14 protein-coding genes and 1 pseudogene are annotated in these 17,367 nt (G+C 60.3%); 14 read left to right on the forward strand and 1 reads right to left on the reverse strand.

What is annotated here, in order from left to right:
- Positions 1-163 precede the first annotated feature (163 nt).
- From ACKVY0_RS04760 to ACKVY0_RS04805, 10 genes are all read left to right on the forward strand, one after another.
- Complete coding sequence (locus tag ACKVY0_RS04760) at positions 164-682, forward strand: hypothetical protein (RefSeq protein WP_409213647.1); 519 nt, start codon at positions 164-166, stop codon at positions 680-682.
- Entirely contained in the window at positions 679-993 is a 315-nt protein-coding gene (locus tag ACKVY0_RS04765; protein ID WP_409213648.1) for a hypothetical protein, read from the forward strand. Before ACKVY0_RS04760 ends, ACKVY0_RS04765 begins: the two co-directional genes overlap by 4 nt.
- On the forward strand, positions 980-1,594 hold the full coding sequence (locus ACKVY0_RS04770; RefSeq protein WP_409213649.1) for a DUF6088 family protein: 615 nt from the start codon (positions 980-982) through the stop codon (positions 1,592-1,594). Before ACKVY0_RS04765 ends, ACKVY0_RS04770 begins: the two co-directional genes overlap by 14 nt.
- Positions 1,591-2,610, forward strand: coding sequence for a nucleotidyl transferase AbiEii/AbiGii toxin family protein (locus tag ACKVY0_RS04775; protein WP_409213650.1), 1,020 nt, complete (start codon positions 1,591-1,593; stop codon positions 2,608-2,610). Before ACKVY0_RS04770 ends, ACKVY0_RS04775 begins: the two co-directional genes overlap by 4 nt.
- Before the next feature lie 54 nt (positions 2,611-2,664).
- The gene (locus tag ACKVY0_RS04780) at positions 2,665-4,983 is read left to right on the forward strand and encodes an alpha/beta hydrolase family protein (protein WP_409213651.1); all 2,319 of its coding nucleotides are present in this window, start codon (positions 2,665-2,667) and stop codon (positions 4,981-4,983) included.
- A 69-nt stretch (positions 4,984-5,052) separates the two neighbouring features.
- Positions 5,053-5,832 carry a sialate O-acetylesterase gene (locus ACKVY0_RS04785; protein WP_409213652.1) on the forward strand — a complete coding sequence of 260 codons (780 nt, stop codon included), beginning with the start codon at positions 5,053-5,055 and terminating at the stop codon, positions 5,830-5,832.
- Positions 5,833-6,022: 190 nt separating this feature from the next.
- Positions 6,023-8,128, forward strand: a complete 2,106-nt coding sequence (locus ACKVY0_RS04790) for a LamG-like jellyroll fold domain-containing protein (RefSeq protein WP_409213653.1) — start codon at positions 6,023-6,025, stop codon at positions 8,126-8,128.
- A 279-nt stretch (positions 8,129-8,407) separates the two neighbouring features.
- Complete coding sequence (locus tag ACKVY0_RS04795; RefSeq protein ID WP_409213654.1) at positions 8,408-10,309, forward strand: potassium transporter Kup; 1,902 nt, start codon at positions 8,408-8,410, stop codon at positions 10,307-10,309.
- 217 nt (positions 10,310-10,526) lie between these two features.
- Positions 10,527-11,066, forward strand: a complete 540-nt coding sequence (locus ACKVY0_RS04800) for a hypothetical protein (protein WP_409213655.1) — start codon at positions 10,527-10,529, stop codon at positions 11,064-11,066.
- Between the two features lie 189 nt (positions 11,067-11,255).
- Positions 11,256-12,032: a hypothetical protein gene (locus tag ACKVY0_RS04805; RefSeq protein WP_409213656.1), complete on the forward strand. Its 777-nt coding sequence runs from the start codon at positions 11,256-11,258 to the stop codon at positions 12,030-12,032.
- On the opposite strand, the gene thrS is transcribed toward ACKVY0_RS04805, so the two are convergent.
- Positions 12,001-13,962 (reverse strand): threonine--tRNA ligase, encoded by a 1,962-nt coding sequence (gene thrS / locus ACKVY0_RS04810; protein ID WP_409213657.1) that lies wholly within the window; start codon positions 13,960-13,962, stop codon positions 12,001-12,003. The genes ACKVY0_RS04805 and thrS overlap by 32 nt on opposite strands.
- Positions 13,963-14,163: 201 nt before the next feature.
- On the opposite strand from thrS, the gene ACKVY0_RS04815 reads away from it, so the two are divergent.
- The 4 genes and pseudogenes from ACKVY0_RS04815 to ACKVY0_RS04830 form a co-directional block, all read left to right on the forward strand.
- On the forward strand, positions 14,164-14,922 hold the full coding sequence (locus ACKVY0_RS04815) for a hypothetical protein (protein ID WP_409213658.1): 759 nt from the start codon (positions 14,164-14,166) through the stop codon (positions 14,920-14,922).
- A complete protein-coding gene (locus ACKVY0_RS04820) occupies positions 14,919-16,424 on the forward strand; it encodes an NAD(P)H-hydrate dehydratase (protein ID WP_409213659.1) in 1,506 nt (501 codons plus the stop codon). Before ACKVY0_RS04815 ends, ACKVY0_RS04820 begins: the two co-directional genes overlap by 4 nt.
- A 94-nt stretch (positions 16,425-16,518) precedes the next feature.
- A complete protein-coding gene (locus ACKVY0_RS04825; RefSeq protein WP_409213660.1) occupies positions 16,519-16,938 on the forward strand; it encodes a secondary thiamine-phosphate synthase enzyme YjbQ in 420 nt (139 codons plus the stop codon).
- Positions 16,935-17,367: pseudogene (locus tag ACKVY0_RS04830) on the forward strand (hypothetical protein); the annotation flags it as partial. The gene ACKVY0_RS04825 and the pseudogene ACKVY0_RS04830, both read left to right, overlap by 4 nt.

Below are 17,367 nucleotides of genomic sequence, written 5' to 3' on the forward strand. Positions count from 1 at the left end.
TTCTTTTGGTTGCTCTCCACCCCGCCTCACGGCGACGCAGTTACTTTAAGTTCTCACCCGGAACACGGTTCCAGATGGCCGAGGTATTCCACCTCGGAGGGTTGTGGCGCTCCACAGCGCACGAGGAGTCAGCTCCGCCGACTTCACACTCAACACGGCAGTCTTGGCTGCTTCGGTTGCCGCTGGGGATAGCACTACCTTCACCCTGGTCTTCTCGCCGACCACCGCAGGCACAAAGATCGCATCGCTCCAAATCACCAGCAACGATGCCGATGAAGCTCCCTTCGACATCGCACTAACCGGCCAAGCCTATTCGTCCACCACCGACACCGACAGTGACGGCATGAACGACTGGCAGGAGTTCCAACTCGCACCCCTCGGTTTCAACTGGCAGGTGAATCAAGCAGCAATGGTGAACACCTACTTCTCCACGGCCAATCTCAACGGGCTCTATACGTCCAGCCAGGTCCAGGACTTGAACGTAGGCACACCCTTGATCCAACTGAATGCCACCACGGGAGAGTTCATGCTGACATTCGGCGTCGAGAAATCGACGGACCTCAGCCATTTCGTTCCGTTTCCAATGACGGCCCCACAGACGCAGATCAACGGTCAGGGTAAGATGGAGTTTCGTTTCACGGTTCCAGACAATGCGGCGTTTTTCCGCCTTAAAGCCCAGTGATCAACAAGATCGACCCAAGCAAATATGGTGACACGGGTTTTGCAGTGAAGACACCCCTCCGGAGGGTGAACGCGATGCTTTTTACCGCGATGCCGCGCCAATCTCCTCCTTTTGGGGCTTTGAATATGAGCGCCAATGTCCGGGCGTCGATCCCCGTCGGCCTTCCCGAGAAAGAACGCGGACGTGCCTTCTTCCTCCGCTACTACGGCGAGCCGCTGCCGACCCGAACCAGCGGAGATCGCTTTTTGTCAGAAAAAACACCTTCTTTTTCTGACAAGATGTGGGTATTCTCCAGCCATGAAATCTCTTGAGAATGAAATCCTGAAGCGCCTGCGGGGCCGTGGGCGTGGCACGGCGGCGTGTCCGGCGGACTTTCTGAACCTCGGCAGCCGGGCAGCGGTGGATCAGGTACTGTCCAGGCTGGTAAAGAAGGGCACGCTGGAGCGGGTGGATCGGGGGGTGTATGCCCTGCCAAAAGTCAGCCCGGTGCTGGGCAGGCTCTCGCCGGAGCCGGAGGCGGTGGCGCAGGCCTTGGCACGCCGGGGCGCGCAGCGATTGATTCCCGCCGGGGCGCATGCAGCGAACTTGCTGGGCCTGACCACCCAGGTGCCTGCCCGGATCGAATACCTCACCGATGGGCCGCCGCGTCGGGCGATGATCCAAAAGCTGTCCGTGGTGCTCAAGCGCACCACGACACGTAATCTGGCGACCGCCGGTCGTGCCAGCGGCACAGTCATTCAGGCCTTGCGGTTCCTCGGACAGAAAAATGTGGATGAGGAGGTGATCCGGCGGCTTCGCTCGCGGCTCAAAGAGAAGGAAAAAGCGCAATTGCTCCAGGACATCCCGCTCGCACCAGCATGGATGTCATCGGTCTTTCGTCAGGTGGCGCTGAACCCCAACACGCAGCCATGAACGCCATCGCTCAGCTCAGGGCCCGTGACCGGCGTGATCTTTTCACCGAGGCTGCGGCGCGATCCGGTCTGCCGCCATTTCATCTGGAGAAGGATTTCTGGGTATGCTGGACGCTGGGAGTGCTTTTCGGTCATGCCGAAACCCGTCAGCACCTCACCTTTCGCGGTGGCACCTCGCTGAGCAAGGCATGGCGCATCATCGAGCGCTTCTCGGAGGACATCGACCTCTCCATCTCCCGGCAGTGGTTTGAAGACGAAAAAGATCCTGGTGAGCCCGGACTGCCTCCAAAGGAGGTCGAGAAGCGTCTCACCAAACTCCGCCGCAATTGCCGGGTGGCGATTGAAACGAAGCTGCGACCGGTGCTTCAAGAAGCCATCGCCAGCCTGCCAGGCTCTCCTCGAATCGAACTGGAGCCGCTGGAGCAGGCACGCGATCCTTTCTGCATCCACGTTCACTACCCGCAAACCGATTTACTGGCCCCTGAGGACTACAACCGACCCTCGGTCAAAGTGGAGCTGAGTGGTCGAGCGGAAGGATGGCCCATGGAACCACGAAGCTTCCGTCCGTATGCAGTGGAGCATTTTGCCCAACTGGCGGAGGGAACGGAGATCACCGTGCCTACAGTGTCTCCCGCCCGCACTTTTTGGGAGAAGGCAGCTCTCGTGCATGAGCAACTCTGCCGACCGGGAGATCGACCGCCTGCCGCATTTCAGGCCCGGCATCTCTACGACTTGCATCGCCTCTGGCAGCAGCCCGAAATCGTGAAGGCACCGGGCATGACGGCATTGTTTCACAACGTGCGGCAGCATCGTGCCGCGTTCTTTGGTTACAAATGGATGGACTACGCCAATCTGACCGCTGCCGAGTTGAAACTGGTGCCATCCACCGCTCAGGAATCCATGTGGCGAGAAGACTACGCCCGCATGAAAGCGATGTTCTTCACTGATCCGCCCTCGTTTGATGAAGTGCTCGCCAGCCTGGGGGAGATCGAGCGTGGAATCGCTGCCCTGGCGTAACATCTGCATATCATGCCAGTGAAGGGAGTTGGGTGATCTCACCGTGACTCCCGCATGAAACCCACGCTGCGCCTCCTCGCGCTCACGTCCTCGCTTTTCGCCGCAGAGCGGACGGAGGTCACGATTCCCCGCCAGCCGAGCGGCGGCACGACGGTTCAGCCAACGTGGGAGGAGACTTTGACCATCACCGTCGGCACGAAGGACGCGGACATCGTCGGGAGCGACCAGCGGGCCATCCAGGCGGCGGCATGGTGCGCATTGAGGGCAGCAAGACGAAGGGATTGTGATTGTCACTTCATCGCGTTCGTGATGAACTTCGTCTGCTCGCGCCGTTTGAGTGCGGTCACTTACCCAACTATGAAACACACGCTCCTCCTCGCTCTCTTCGCCGCAGCGCTCGCCCAGGGTGAAGATATCCGCCTTCAGCCGCCGAAAGACCTCAACGGCTACTTTCCCTTCAATCCGCCTTCATCGTTGAGTGAATGGGACGTGCGGAAAGACCATGTACGCCGCCAGATCCTCGTGGCCGAGGGTTTGTGGCCGATGCCGACGAAGACGCCGCTCAACGCGGTCATTCACGGCAAAGTGGAGGGCGATGGCTTCACGGTGGAGAAGGTCTATTTCGAGAGCGCGCCTGGTTTCTTCGTCACCGGCAGCCTGTGGAAGCCTAAGGACATCAAAGGCAAGGTTCCAGGCGTCATGTTCGCGCACGGACATTGGAAGGATGCGCGGCTCTCACTGTCCACCGATGACGTGGTGCGTCGAGAGATCGCCGCAGGCGGCGAGCGCTTCGAGCGCGGTGGGAAGAGTATCTTTCAGTCGCTTTGCGTGCAACTCGCGCGCATGGGCTGCGTCGTCTGGCAGTGGGACATGCTCAGCGACTCGGACTCCATCCAGTTTTCGCGTGAGATCGTCCATACTTTTGCCAAACAACGCCCGGAGGCGAACAAGACGGAGAATTGGGGCCTCTACAGCCCGCAGGCAGAGTCGCATATGCAATCCATCATGGGTCTGCAAACCTGGAACGCCGTGCGCGGCCTCGATTTCCTGCTCTCGCTGCCCGAGGTCGATCCCGAGCGCACTGCCATCACCGGCGCAAGCGGCGGCGGCACGCAGACGATGCTGCTCGCGGCCATCGACGACCGCATCAAGCTCTCCTTCCCATGCGTGATGGTCAGCACCGCGATGCAGGGCGGCTGCACTTGTGAAAACGCCAGCCTGCTCCGCATCGGCACCGGCAACGTCGAATTCGCCGGCCTCTTCGCACCGAAACCCCAGGGCATGAACACGGCGAATGATTGGACCAAAGAAATGGCCACCAAGGGCTTTCCTGATTTGCAGAAGCTCTACGAGACGCACGGCAAAAAAGACAACGTCATGCTCCTGCGCGGCGAGCACTTTCCGCACAACTACAACGCCGTCACGCGCTCCGCGTTCTACACCTTCGTCAACAAGCACTTCAAACTCGGCCAGCCCTCGCCGGTGATCGAACAGGACTACGAACCGCTCACCAAGGAGCAGCTCACCGTCTGGGACGACAAACACCCCGCACCGAAAGCCGCTGATCCCGACTTCGAGCGCAAGCTGCTCAAATACTTCGCTGACGACTCTGACAAGCAACTACGTGACGCTGACCCACAAATCCTGCGCCAAGCCGTCGAAATTGTGATCGGCCGCACCTATGACAAAGCAGGCGAGGTCGAATGGACGCTCAAAGACAAACAGGATCGTGGCGACCATCTCGAAATGACCGGCACGCTGACCAACAAGACCTACAACGAGGAACTGAATGTCACCTGGCTTTATCCGAAGCGGTGGAATGGCTGCGTGGTCATCTGGCTCGATGACGCGGGCAAGGCCGGCCTAGCCAACAAGCAAGTGAAGGAATTCGTCTCCGGTGGTGCTGCCGTTTTGGGAGTCGATTTGCTCTTCCAAGGTGGCGAGCCGCTCAAACAAACGCGCGTGGTTGCCAATCCGCGTGAGTTCGCCGGTTACACGCATGGTTACAACCACGCGCTCTTCGCCCAGCGGACGCATGACGTGCTCACGCTCGTCACTTTCCTGCGAAACACGAAGGTTGGCTCGCATCCGAGTCCGAAGACCGTCTGCATCGCTGCCTTCGGAGCACAAACCGGTCCCATCGCCGTTGCGGCTCGCGCTTTGACCGGCGAAGCGGTGGATCGCGCGGCTGTGGACACGCATGGATTCCGTTTCGGCCAAGTCCTCGACTACCGCGATCCGATGTTCCTCCCTGGCGGTGCCAAATACCTCGACCTGCCCGGCATGATCAATCTCCACGGGCCGCACCTGCGCTGGATCAAAGGCGAAGGCAAAGATCCCGAGAGCCCTGCTACGGAGTGGCTGTTGAAGTAGCTTCGATTGGCAATCGAAGTTCCCCGTTCCCCAAACCATTCGACTGCCAGTCGAATCTACCAACGATCCATGAAACTCGCCTTCATCATTCTCTCACTCGTCGGCTTGGCCGCCGCACAAGACACCCCGCTTCCAGCCAAGGACAAATTCCACCTCTTCCTGCTCGTCGGGCAGTCGAACATGGCCGGACGCGGCACCGTGGAGCAGCAGGACAAGACACCGCATCCGCGTGTGTTGATGTTGAGCAAGGAAGGCACCTGGGTTCCGGCGGTTGATCCGATGCATTTCGACAAACCGGCTGTCGGCGTCGGTCTCGGCAAAACCTTCGGTCAGATCATTGCCGAGGCGAATCCCGGCGTGACGATTGGGCTCATTCCGTGCGCTGTCGGCGGCTCGCACATTGACGCGTGGCAGCCGGGGGTGTTTTACGCGCCGACGAAAAGCCATCCGTGGGATGACATGGCGAAGCGTGCGGCCATCGCGTTGAAATCCGGTACGTTGAAAGGCATCCTCTGGCACCAAGGCGAGGGCGATTCGCTGCCCGATCTCGCTCCAGCCTACGAACCCAAGCTGCATGATCTCGTCGTCCGCTTGCGCAAGGAGCTGAATGCGCCCGAAGTGCCGTTCATTGCCGGGCAGATGGGCAAATTCGACGGCGTGCCGTGGACACCGGAGAAGGTCATCGTGGATCAGGCACATCAAGACTTGGCGAAGAAAGTGCCACACACGGCTTTTGTGAGTGCCGAGGAGCTGAAGCATAAAGGCGACAAGGTTCACTTCGATTCGGCATCGTTCAGGGAGTTGGGCAAGAGATACGCGGAAGCGTTTCTCAAGATGACGGGGAAGTGAATTGGTTTTTCGAACACGTCGGAGCGATTCGAAGCGGCCCCTCACCCTCACCCGCTCCCCGAAGGGGCGAGGGAATCAGAAATTCTCCCTCGCCCCTTTGGGGAGAGGGCCGGGGTGTGGGGTGAATCGAACGTCCACCAGACTCACGTATGCACGGAAGAGCCATCCCAGCTCACTCGTATCATCACGCATGCTTCGCCTTCCATTTCTCACCATCATCGCTGCTCTCACTGCAACTTCCCTTCACGCTGAATTCAAAGCCGGGGCCGCGGTCATTGACATCACGCCGCAGAAGCTGCCGGTGTTGGTCAATGGCGGCATGTTGAGCCGCTATGTGGACAAGATCAACACACGGGTGAATGCGCGGGCCATCGTGGCGACGGATGGGAAAGAACAGATCGCCATCGTAGTGGCGGACAGTTGCATGATGAGCCGTGAAGTGCTCGACGAGGCAAAGAAGATGGCGGCGGCGAAAACGGGCATCGCGACGGATCACATGTTGATCTCGGCGACGCATGCGCATTCGGCCCCGGCGTCGATGGGATGCCTGGGTACCGATCCTGATCCGAATTATGTGCCGTTTTTGAAGGAGAAGCTCGTCGAGGCCATCGCTGCGGCGCAGGCGGCGATGGTGCCAGCCCGAATCGGATTCGCAAAGGCGAACGCGGCGGAGTTCACGGCGCTGCGGCAGTGGATTCGCCGGCCGGACCGCATCGCGGAAGACCCCTTCGGCAACAAAACGGTGCGCGCCGCCATGCATGCGGGTGCCAAATGGGATGAGGCCGTGGGTGAAGCGGGGCCGGAAGATCCTGATCTGTCGTTGATCTCGATTCAGACGAAGGATGGCAAGCCGCTGGCGGTGCTGGGCAATTTTTCGATGCACTACTTCGGCGACAAGGACATCAGCGCCGATTATTTTGGCCTGTTTTCGGAGGGATTGAAGCAGCGCATCGACCCGCAGGGCCAAATGGTGGGCATCATGTCGCATGGGTGCAGCGGGGACATTTATCGCGTCGATTACAAGGTGCCGGCGGAGCAGCGTCCCAAGCCCACGATCAACGAATACACGCATGGGCTGCTGGACATCGCGATGAAGGCCTACGCAGGCATCAAGTATGGTGACGAACCTGTAGTCGCGATGGCGGAGAAGCGCATGACGTTAAAATACCGCGTGCCGGACAAGCAGCGGCTCGAATGGGCACAGCGCATCGTGGCGGCGATGGGCGAACGCGCAGCGAAGACACCGACGGAAGTTTATGCGCGTGAGCAGATCATCCTGCATGAGCGGCAGCAGACGGAGATCGTGGTGCAGGCGTTGCGCATCGGCGACATCGGCATCGCGACGACACCGAATGAAACGTATGCGATCACCGGCTTGAAAGTCAAAGCGGCGAGTCCGCTGCCGCACAACATGGTGATCGAGCTGGCGAATGGTGGCGACGGCTACATCCCGCCGCCAGAAATGCATGCGTGGGGCGGCTACAACACTTGGGCGGCACGATCTGCGGGTCTTGAAGTCATGGCGGAGCCGAAGATCACGCAGACGGCGATCACATTGCTCGAAACGGTCAGTGGAGCGCCGCGCAAGCCGTGGGGACTCAGTGCTGGCCCTGCGTCGAAGGCCGTGATGGATCTCGGGCCGGTGTCGTTCTGGCGTTTGAACGAGTTTACTGGTCCCGTGGCCGCTGATGCGACCCAACATCATCGCGATGCCGCCTATGAGGGTGGGGTGGCCTACTACCTCGACGGTCCACATTCGATCGACGGGCCGCACTCGCAGGGGTTCTGCGCGGGAGATGTCAATCGTGCGCCGCACTTCGTTGGCGGACGGTTGTGCTCCCAGATGACCGCCGTGGCTGACAAGTACTCCGTTTCGATGTGGATCTGGAATGGCATGCCCGAAGACGGCCGCGATTTCTGCGGCTGGTTCTACTCCCGCGACCACAACCACGGCATCAGCGCCTTCGGCGAGCATCTCGGCATTGGTGGAAAAAGCGGCAACACCGGCAGGCTCGTCTTCCAAGCCGGTGAAACCATCCTCGTTGCCAAGACCGCAGTGCCGCCCTGGCGTTGGACCTGGCAGCGTGTCACACTCGTGCGTGATGGCACTGCGGTGCGCGTCTATCTGAATGACCGCCTTGAAATCGAAGGAACAGCCGCCGTGGTGAAAATCCCGGGCGTCTTCTTCGGCGGGCGCAGCGACAACGAGAACAATTGGGAAGGCCGGCTGGATGAGATCGCGGTGTTTGACCGGGCGCTGAGCGCGGCGGAGGTGGCGAAGCTGGGTTTGAAGTAGCCTGCATTTCTTACACCCTCGCGTGGCATGAAGTGCTCAGTTCTCAGTGCTCAGTCAAACTCACCAGGGGAAATTCAAACTGAGCACTTTGGCGTGCGGGCCACGAACACAGGGCGACCTGCTTTCACCAGGTAGTGTGAGAATGCAGGGTAGCACTGGCGGAGCTGTTCGTTTGCACGGCTGCATGCGCCGAACTGTCCCTTGCATCCACCGCCCGGCTGGCTAAGAACGGCAGTCCCTCAATCAAACAGGGCTCCGGGAACGACCTGGAGACTCTTCATGTCAGAACACAAAAACTCAAACAGTTGGACCCTGGCCCTCGTGGCTTTGGGTGTGGTTTTCGGAGACATCGGCACCAGTCCGCTTTACGCGCTGAAGGAATGCCTGCATCACGCCCCGCCCTCGGTGGCTGATCCGCTTGGCGTGCTGGGACCGCTGTCCCTCATGTTCTGGTCGCTGATCGTGATGGTCTGCTTCAAGTATCTCGGCTTCATCACGCATGCCACCAATCAGGGGGAGGGCGGGATGTTTGCGCTCCTGACGCTGTTCCGTTCCGCGAAAGGCTCTTTCAAGCCGCAGACCACGGGCACCATCGTGCTGATCGGCATTTTCGGTGCCTGCCTGCTGTATGGCGACGGCATGATCACGCCGGCCATCTCGGTGCTCTCCGCCGTCGAGGGCCTGGCCCTGCTGGATGCCCAGCTCGGCACCGGGCTGGCCAATTACGTCGTGCCCATCTCTGCCGCGATCATCTTCGGACTCTTCCTGCTGCAGCGTCATGGCACTGCCCGGATCGGCAAGGCCTGTGGCCCCATCATGGTGCTCTGGTTCATCACCCTGGCGGTCCTAGGCATCATCAACATCAGCAGCTACCCCGGCGTGTTCGCCGCACTGTCACCGCATCACGGGGTTAATTTTCTCCTGCATCACGGGCATGAAAGCTTCGTGCTCATGGGCCTCGTTTTGCTGGCCGTCACCGGCTGCGAGGCCATGTATGCGGACATCGGCCACTTTGGCCGCCCGCCGTTGGTGCGGAGCTGGTACTTTATCGTGCTGCCGGCCCTGATGTTGAACTACCTCGGCCAGGGTGCGCTCGTGCTTTCCGACGTCAAAGCTGCGCTACAGCCCGGCTACCACCACTTCTTCAGCCTGGTGCCCCAGGTGGCTCTGATCCCGGTGATCCTGCTGGCCACCACCGCCACCATTATCGCCTCACAGGCCATGATCACCGGAGTTTACTCCCTCACGCAGCAGGCCGTGCAACTCGGCTACCTGCCGCGCTTGAAGATCATTCACACCAATCCTGACGTGCGCGGCCAGATCTACATGCCACAGGTGAACTACCTCCTCATGGTGGCCTGCCTCGCGCTGGTCTTTCATTTCGAGTCCTCCACCAATCTCGCCGCCGCTTACGGCCTGTCCGTGGCCATGGACATGACCTTCACCAGCGTCCTCTTCTTCCTCGTCGCCCGGTTCGTCTGGCTCTGGCCGTTCTGGAAGGCGTTTATCCCGCTAGTGATCTTCCTCATCCCTGAGATCGGCTACGTCTCTGGCAGCCTGCTCAAATTCTTCGCCGGCGCTTGGTTCCCCCTCGTCATTGGTCTCAGTATTTGGATCATCATGAAAACGTGGACCGATGGCCGCGCCATTCTGTTTCAAACCATGCAGCGTGGCCGCCTGCCGGTGGAGTTCCTCGTCGATGAGATCAAGAAGGACCGCATCATCCGCGTGCCGGGCACCGCCGTCTTCATGTCCGCCAGCGCCGACGGCCTGCCGCTGGCGCTGCTGCATCATTTGAAGCACAACAAGGCGCTGCATCAGCAGGTCGTGCTGCTGACCGTGCGCTTTGAGGACGCGCCCTACGTCGAGGCCGCCGCCCGCCATGAGATCAGCGAGTACCACGATCAATTCTACCGCGTGCTGCTGCGCTACGGCTTCTCCGAATCACCCGACGTGTTCGACGATCTCTGCACCGCGATGGGCGAGAAGACCAAGGTCAAGCGCAACGGCATCACCTTCTACCAAAGCCGCGAAGTGCTCCTCACCAACGGCCCCGGCAAGATGGCGCAGTGGCGCAAGAAGCTCTTCGTCATGCTCTCTCGCCTCTCGCGCCCTGCCACCGGTTACTTCGAGTTGCCCCCACGGCAGGTCATCGAGCTAGGGATTCAGTTGGAAGTGTGAAGACGTACCGGTGATCGGTATTCGGTGATCGGTATTCGGTGATCGGTGGGCAGTCAGGTGGCCTCTTAACGCTTTGCAGCACCCCAACGCCGCCGCGTTTCCCCTTCAATACGGCCGCCACTTCCCTGCATCACGTGCCACAACCTGCGCCTCTGCCCAAATTTCGAGTTGCCTCCCCTCTTCGCCGCTCCTTGATGATTCCTACAAATCGATTTTTATGACCCGACTCCCCGCCCTGCTGCTGCTCGCCGCCCTCTCACTGACAGGCTGCGCAAACACCGCCACCATGAAGTACACGCCGGGACCCGATGGTGAAACGGTGACCCTGCCCAAGCACCATCTGGCGGTCACTGTGCCGAATGGCTGGAGGACTGCCAAGACCGCGCCCGCCAACACCCTGCTCTTCGCGGCTGCCAACAACGGGAACCCGCGCTTTGTCATCGTCGGCCCGTTGGGTGCGAATGACCCCGGCTCCAAGGACGCGCTGGTGGCGAACGCGGCGTATCAAAAAGGCATTCAGCGCACGCTGGCCGAAGGGGGCTTCACCAAGATCGAGCGCTCCGGCATGTTCGGTCTGGCTGGCGCCAACGCCTTCCGCTGCGAGGCGTCCACACGCGACAAATCACAGTCGATCTTACAAGTACATGTGCCCTACAACAACCGTGTCTGGGTGCTCTCGTTCTACTCGACCGGACAGCACATCTCCAAGGTTTCTGCCGTGCCAAAGATCCTGGGGTCGTTGCAGTTTGTGCCTTGAGCTGGGGAAGAAGCCAAGCCGTCAAGAGGGTCAAGCAGTCAAGCGTCGTGCTCTTGACCACACCTTAACCTCTTGACCATTCCTTGACCACGTTCTGGCGAACGTTGGCTACGGCCTAAAGATCAAGCCAGCTAGCCGATCGGACATTCCGCTTGCGCCACGACAGGCATCACCGCACCTTCCGCCGGTTTGGAACAGCATCATGGCCTCAAATCTCAACACCTCGAAAACGCTGAAGCCTTATTTGGAGGTCCGCAGGGTCTTCTCCGAAGCGCGGCGGCAGCAGTTGCTCACGCAGGGGCCGATCACCCAAGCGGCCATCCAGCGGATCCAACAGAGCAGGAAATACGCGCACTCGCCCGTTTCGGCCATGACACGGGCCTGATCTTGGATGCTCAAGCCGCCCGCTGCCTGATCGAAAATTCGGAGTTTGTTGGCAAAGGCATGGAGCATCTGGTTGTCGCGCCTGAAGGCATGAACTGCGTGCTCAAAGACTATGACCCTCGGGTGTTTGATGCGGAGACCTGCGAGGTTTTCTACAAACCTGCAGAACTGCTGTTCGAATACCTGACCGACCACATCCTGGCCAATCACTTCTTTGGTGATGATATTCGGCTGCGGGGCTTCTGCCTGGATCAATCCCATCTTCACGTCCTGCTGACTCAGCCGTTCATTGAGGGCCGGCATCCGGCATGGCAGGAGATGGTTGACCTGCTCGAAGCACAAGGCCTCAGCCATGAACGCCAGGGCAGCAATCAATCCAGATTTTGGGTGGATGGAGGTTCAGCCGGCAGGATTCTGGTCACGGATGTTCACGAAGATAATGTGATCGTCACGGCAGTCAGGAGTGCCCACCCGATTGATGTTCACTTTTCTTTCCCCAGCAGGTCAGCAAGGTTCGGGGTGCTGAGGAATCTTGGTTTATGGGAGCAACTCACATCCTCCGCTCCTTCACCTCCACCGTGATCTCTGCGAGGAAGTCGGCGACCGGTTTGACGCCGAGATCGCCTTTCTTGCTGTGGCGGACGGCGACGCTTTGGGCAGCGGCTTCTTTTTCGCCGAGGACGAGCATGTAAGGGATCTTGTCGAGCTGGGCGTTGCGGATCTTGGCACCGATTTTGTCGGCGTCGTTGTTGAGCGAAACACGCAAGCCGGCGGCTTTGAGCTGAGCGAAGATTTCATCGGCGAAGGCATCGACCTTCTCGCTGATGGTGAGGATGCGGACCTGCTCGGGGGCAAGCCAGGTCGGGAAATGACCGGCGAAGTGCTCGATGAGCACGCCGCAGAAGCGCTCCATGCTGCCAAAGGGCGCACGATGAATCATGACGGGACGATGCGCCTTGTTGTCGGCACCGTTGTAGGTCAGATCAAAGCGCACGGGCAGGACGTAATCGACCTGCACGGTGCCGAGCTGCCATTCGCGGCCGATGACGTCTTTGATGACGAAGTCGATCTTCGGGCCGTAGAACGCGGCTTCACCGGGCTCTTCGGTGAACGGCACGCCGAGTGTGGCGGCGGCTTTGCGGCAGGCGTCTTCGGCCTTGTCCCACTGCTCGGGATTGCCGGTGAATTTGCTGCTGTCGGGATCACGCAGACCGACGCGGACGCGGTAATCCGTCATGCCGAGGGTGCTGAGCACGATCTTCACGAGGCTGAGGCAGCCGAGCACTTCTGCGGCGACTTGTTCTTCGGTGCAGAAGAGGTGCGCATCGTCCTGCGTGAAGCCGCGGACACGAGTGAGGCCGTTCAACTCACCGCTCTGCTCCCAGCGATACACGGTGCCGAACTCGGCGAGGCGCACGGGCAAGTCGCGATAGCTGTGTGGCTGGCTGTCGTAGATCTTGATGTGATGCGGGCAGTTCATCGGCTTCAGCAGGAAGCCGTCGAGAAGCTGCTCGTCCGGCAGCACGCGATCTTCGGGCACGACTTCCTTGCCAGCACGCTCATTGAGTTCCTGGCGCATCTTCGCGGAGACCGCACCGAGGCGTTCCATCACCTCACAGCAGCCGCAGCCTTCTTTGATGACCTTCGCGAGATCGTCGTTCTCGATCACGGGGGCGAACTGGCTGTCTTTGTAATAAGGAAAGTGGCCGCTGGTCTTGTAGAGGCCGACTTTGCCGATGTGCGGTGTGAAGACCTGGCTGTAGCCCTGCTTGCGCAGTTCCTCGCTGATGAAGTTTTGCAGTTCCTGGCGCAGGATCGCGCCATTCGGCGTCCACAGGATCAAACCCTGCCCCACCGCTTCGTCGATGTGGAATAGCTTCAATTCGCGGCCGAGTTTGCGGTGATCGCGCTTCTTCGCTTCTTCGAGCTGCACGAGATGCTGTTCGAGTTCTTCCTTGGAAGGGAACGCGGTGCCGTAGAGGCGCTGGAGCTGCGGTTTCTTCTCGTCGCCCATGTAGAAGGACGAACTGACCGACATGAGCTTCACATGTTTGCACTTGCCGCTGTAGCCGACGTGCGGTCCGGCACAGAGGTCGATGAACTCACCATTCTGGAAGCAGGAGATCTGCTCGCCTTCAGGAATTTTGTCGATGAGGTCGAGCTTGAAGACGCTCGGATTGCCCGGGCGCTCGGTCAGACCGCCGAGACGACCGCTTTGCGCCATCGCCTTCGCTTCGTCACGGCTGATGCCCTTCCATTCGAACTTCTGGTTCTCCTTCGAGATCTTCTTCATCTCCGCCTCGATCTTCTCGAAGTCATCCGGCGTGATGCGATGGTCCGGCAGGTCAAAGTCATAGTAGAAGCCGTTTTCGACCGGCGGACCGTAGGCAAACTGGGCGTTCGGCCACAGGCGCAGGATGGCGGTGGCCATCACATGGGCACAGGAGTGGCGCAGGCGATCGATGTCAGACATCTGAGCGCGTTCTTCGAGAGTTTTTCGTTCGGCGGACATGGTTGTAAGAGGGCGGCGGACATGCCGCAGGACGAACGCAGTTTCAAGGGGGAGGTTCAGAACCCTTTACAGTTCCGCCATTCGCAGTTTTCAGTTCTTCCATCCCGCCTCACGCCAAGCATGGAAGAACTGAGAATGGCGGAACTGAAAACTGCAAATGCGGTGGCAAGAGACCGAATCTCGCTATGGAGTGCCTGCTCCATGACTGAAGCCCCCTCAACCACCGCTGATCCTGGACGCTGGATCCGTCTCGCCCTCGTCATGCTGCCGGCGGGCACGATTCTGCTCGGCATCGCTTCCTTTGGCATCTGGCAATGGAAGAAGGATCAAGCGGCGGACCGCTCGTTCAAGTATGCGATGGCACTGCGGCGAACGATCAGTGCGGAAGGCATCCAGCGACATACGGACATCGTACGCGAAGCGCTGAGCAAACCGGACCGTGATCTGAGCATCCCCGGTTATCTCGAATCAACGATGGGCGCTGAGAACATGGGCTACACGGTGCGCCGCACGCGATTCGGCACGGATCAATCCAACATCGATGCCGAACTGACCGGTAAAACACGACCGCGTGAGATCGTGATGGTGCTGGCGCTCTACAACGATGATGTCACGCGTCTCGAAGGCACTGCCCAGGCCATCTCCGAAGCCTTGAGCATCGCGCATGAGGTCACGGGCGAAGCCGTCGTGCGTTCACTGCGGTTTGCAGTGATTCCCGACACGGGGGAAGCCTTGCAGAATTTGCGGGAAGGCATGAGCCGCGATGACGAACGGCTGATGCATCTGTTTGTGCTGGGATCACCGGACATCAACCAGTTGCGGCGCATCACGCGTGCGCTGGACACGACCGCTAAAGGAACCCGTGTGATCCCCCGTCTCGCCACGAACTCAGCAGAGATCACCATGACCTCTGCCCATGAACTCAAAGCGCTGCTCCTGCATGCAGCAGAACGCCCATGATCGTCACCTGCCGTCAGATGCAGCAATGCGAGGAAGCCGCGTTCGCACGCGGGGTGGGTGCGGCGGCATTGATGGAAGAAGCGGGGCGCGGAATCGCGAACGTGGTGCGGCAGTTTGCACCGCATGCGGGATCGCTGGTGCTGTTTCTGGGCAAGGGCAACAACGCAGGCGATGCACTCGTCGCAGCGCGTGAACTGGTCATGGATGGCTGGAAGCTGCATGCACGGCTGTGCTGTGCGCCGGAAGCGATGAAGGAACTACCGCGCAGGCATCTGACGATGTTGCGTAGTCATGTGCGCTTCATTGACAATGCGACGACGTTCGATTTTGCGCCCGGGCCGGTCGTGAGTCTCGATGGTTTGCTTGGCATCGGCGCACAGGGGCCGATGAAACCGGAGTTGCAGGCGCTGGCACGTGAGATGAACACGCTGCGTAGGCAGAAGCATGCGCTGACCATCGCGATGGACATTCCCTCCGGCCTCGATGGTGACCATGGTGATGCCTGTGAAGATGCCGTGGAAGCCGATGTGACCGCCGTGGTGGCGCAGATCAAGGCGGGGCTGCTCGAAGACGGTGCCGATCATTTTGTGGGCCGCATCGCGCTGGTGCCGCTGCGTGAATTGTCGAACGTCGAAGGCGATGCGCATGCTGAAGCGCTCACGCCGGTGTTGCTGCGTGCATGGCTGCCACGTCGTGCCCATAACATGCACAAGGGCGAGGCCGGACGTGTTGGCATCATCGCCGGATCGCCGGGATTTCTCGGTGCGGCGGAGCTGGCATGCCGTGGCGCATTGCGTGCCGGTGCGGGTTTGGTCACGCTGCTGGTGAAAGAGGATGTGTATCCGCTCATCGCTTCCCGGATGCCGGTGGAGGTGATGGTGAAGGCCGTGGATGATTATCGTGACGTGCTGGACATGCGCTTTGATGCGCTCGCCATCGGTCCAGGGCTGGGTTTTGATCACGAGAAAGAAGTGCTTGAAGTGTTGAAGCAATCGAAGCTGCCGGTGATCGTCGATGCGGATGCGCTGACGATGCTGGCGCAACATCCTGAGGTGCTGGATAAGACCGGGAAGCTGCCACGCCTCATGACGCCGCATCCCGGCGAACTGGACCGCCTGCTGCGCAATTTCCCCGGCTGGCATGGCATGAACCGTCGCAAAGTGGTCGAAGCGCTCACCGAAACCGCTCCGGGCCGCACGCTGCTGCTCAAAGGCGCACGCACGGTGATCGCCACACGCGGTCAGCCGACGCTATTCAACTCCACCGGGCACCCGGGCATGGCCAGTGGCGGCATGGGCGATGTTTTATCGGGCGTGTGCGCGGCTTTGGCTGCGCAGCACGTGCCGTTGCATCAATGCGCGGGTCTCGCGGCGTGGTTGTGCGGTCGCGCGGCTGAACGCGTTGTGGTTGAGGAACGCATGGCACAAGAAGCCGTCTGTGCTGGCGATGTGGCCGCGCATCTCGGTAGTGCCCTGCTTGATTTGACGCAAGGCTGCTTCTAACTCATGCCGTGGCTGCATTCGCCAGAATGCATCTGGCACTTTTCGCGCAAACACCCGAACTCCGCGCTCTGGCGAGCGCAGCTACAAGACCCACATGGCCGCACACGCTGACAACTTTTCCATCTCAACCCGAGGCAAGGGCACCTACGAGATCACCGAGCGCTGCCAGCAGATCGTGCGAGCCAGCGGCATCCGCACGGGCACGGCGACGGTGTTTGTGCAGCACACCAGCGCGAGTCTCGTGATCTACGAGAACGCCGATCCCTCGGCACGCACCGACCTGCACAGTTTCTTTGATCATCTCGTGCCGGAAGACACGCCCTACTTCGTCCACACGCACGAAGGGCCGGATGACATGCCGAGTCATCTACGCATGGCGCTGACGCGAACGTCGGAAGTCATTCCGGTGGTGAATGGCCGCCTCGCGCTCGGCACTTGGCAGGGCATCTTTCTCTTTGAGCACCGCCGTGCGCTGCATACGCGCAGCATTGTGGTCAGCGTGGTGGGAGAGTGACCGTAGCGGCTGGCGTCAGCCTGCCGTCGTATCACACCCCGCCGCTGCAAAACTACTCGAACGGCCCCGCCGGCTTCGCACACGAGCCCGGCACCGCACTCGGTGCCTCGTTGCGCGGCCATTTCATCCTCGATCAATTCCCCAGTGGCGCGATGACCGCCTTCCAGCTCGCTCCGAGCGGCGCGTCCTTCGTCATGAAAAACGAACGCGTCATTCACAGCGGCATCATGGGCATCGGTCTGTGCTTCGCGAACAACGGCGGCCTCCTCGTCGCCGATTGGGTCGGCGGTTATCCCCTCGATGAACTCGGCCACATCTGGCTCGCCGACGATCCCACCGGCCAAAACAGCCCCGAGCGTCAAGAAACGGCTAAACTGCTCGCCGCGGACCTCGATGCCTCACACCTCTCTCATCGCGATCAACGCGTTC

The sequence above is a fragment of the Prosthecobacter sp. genome (assembly GCF_046154365.1).
Taxonomy (GTDB): domain Bacteria; phylum Verrucomicrobiota; class Verrucomicrobiia; order Verrucomicrobiales; family Verrucomicrobiaceae; genus Prosthecobacter.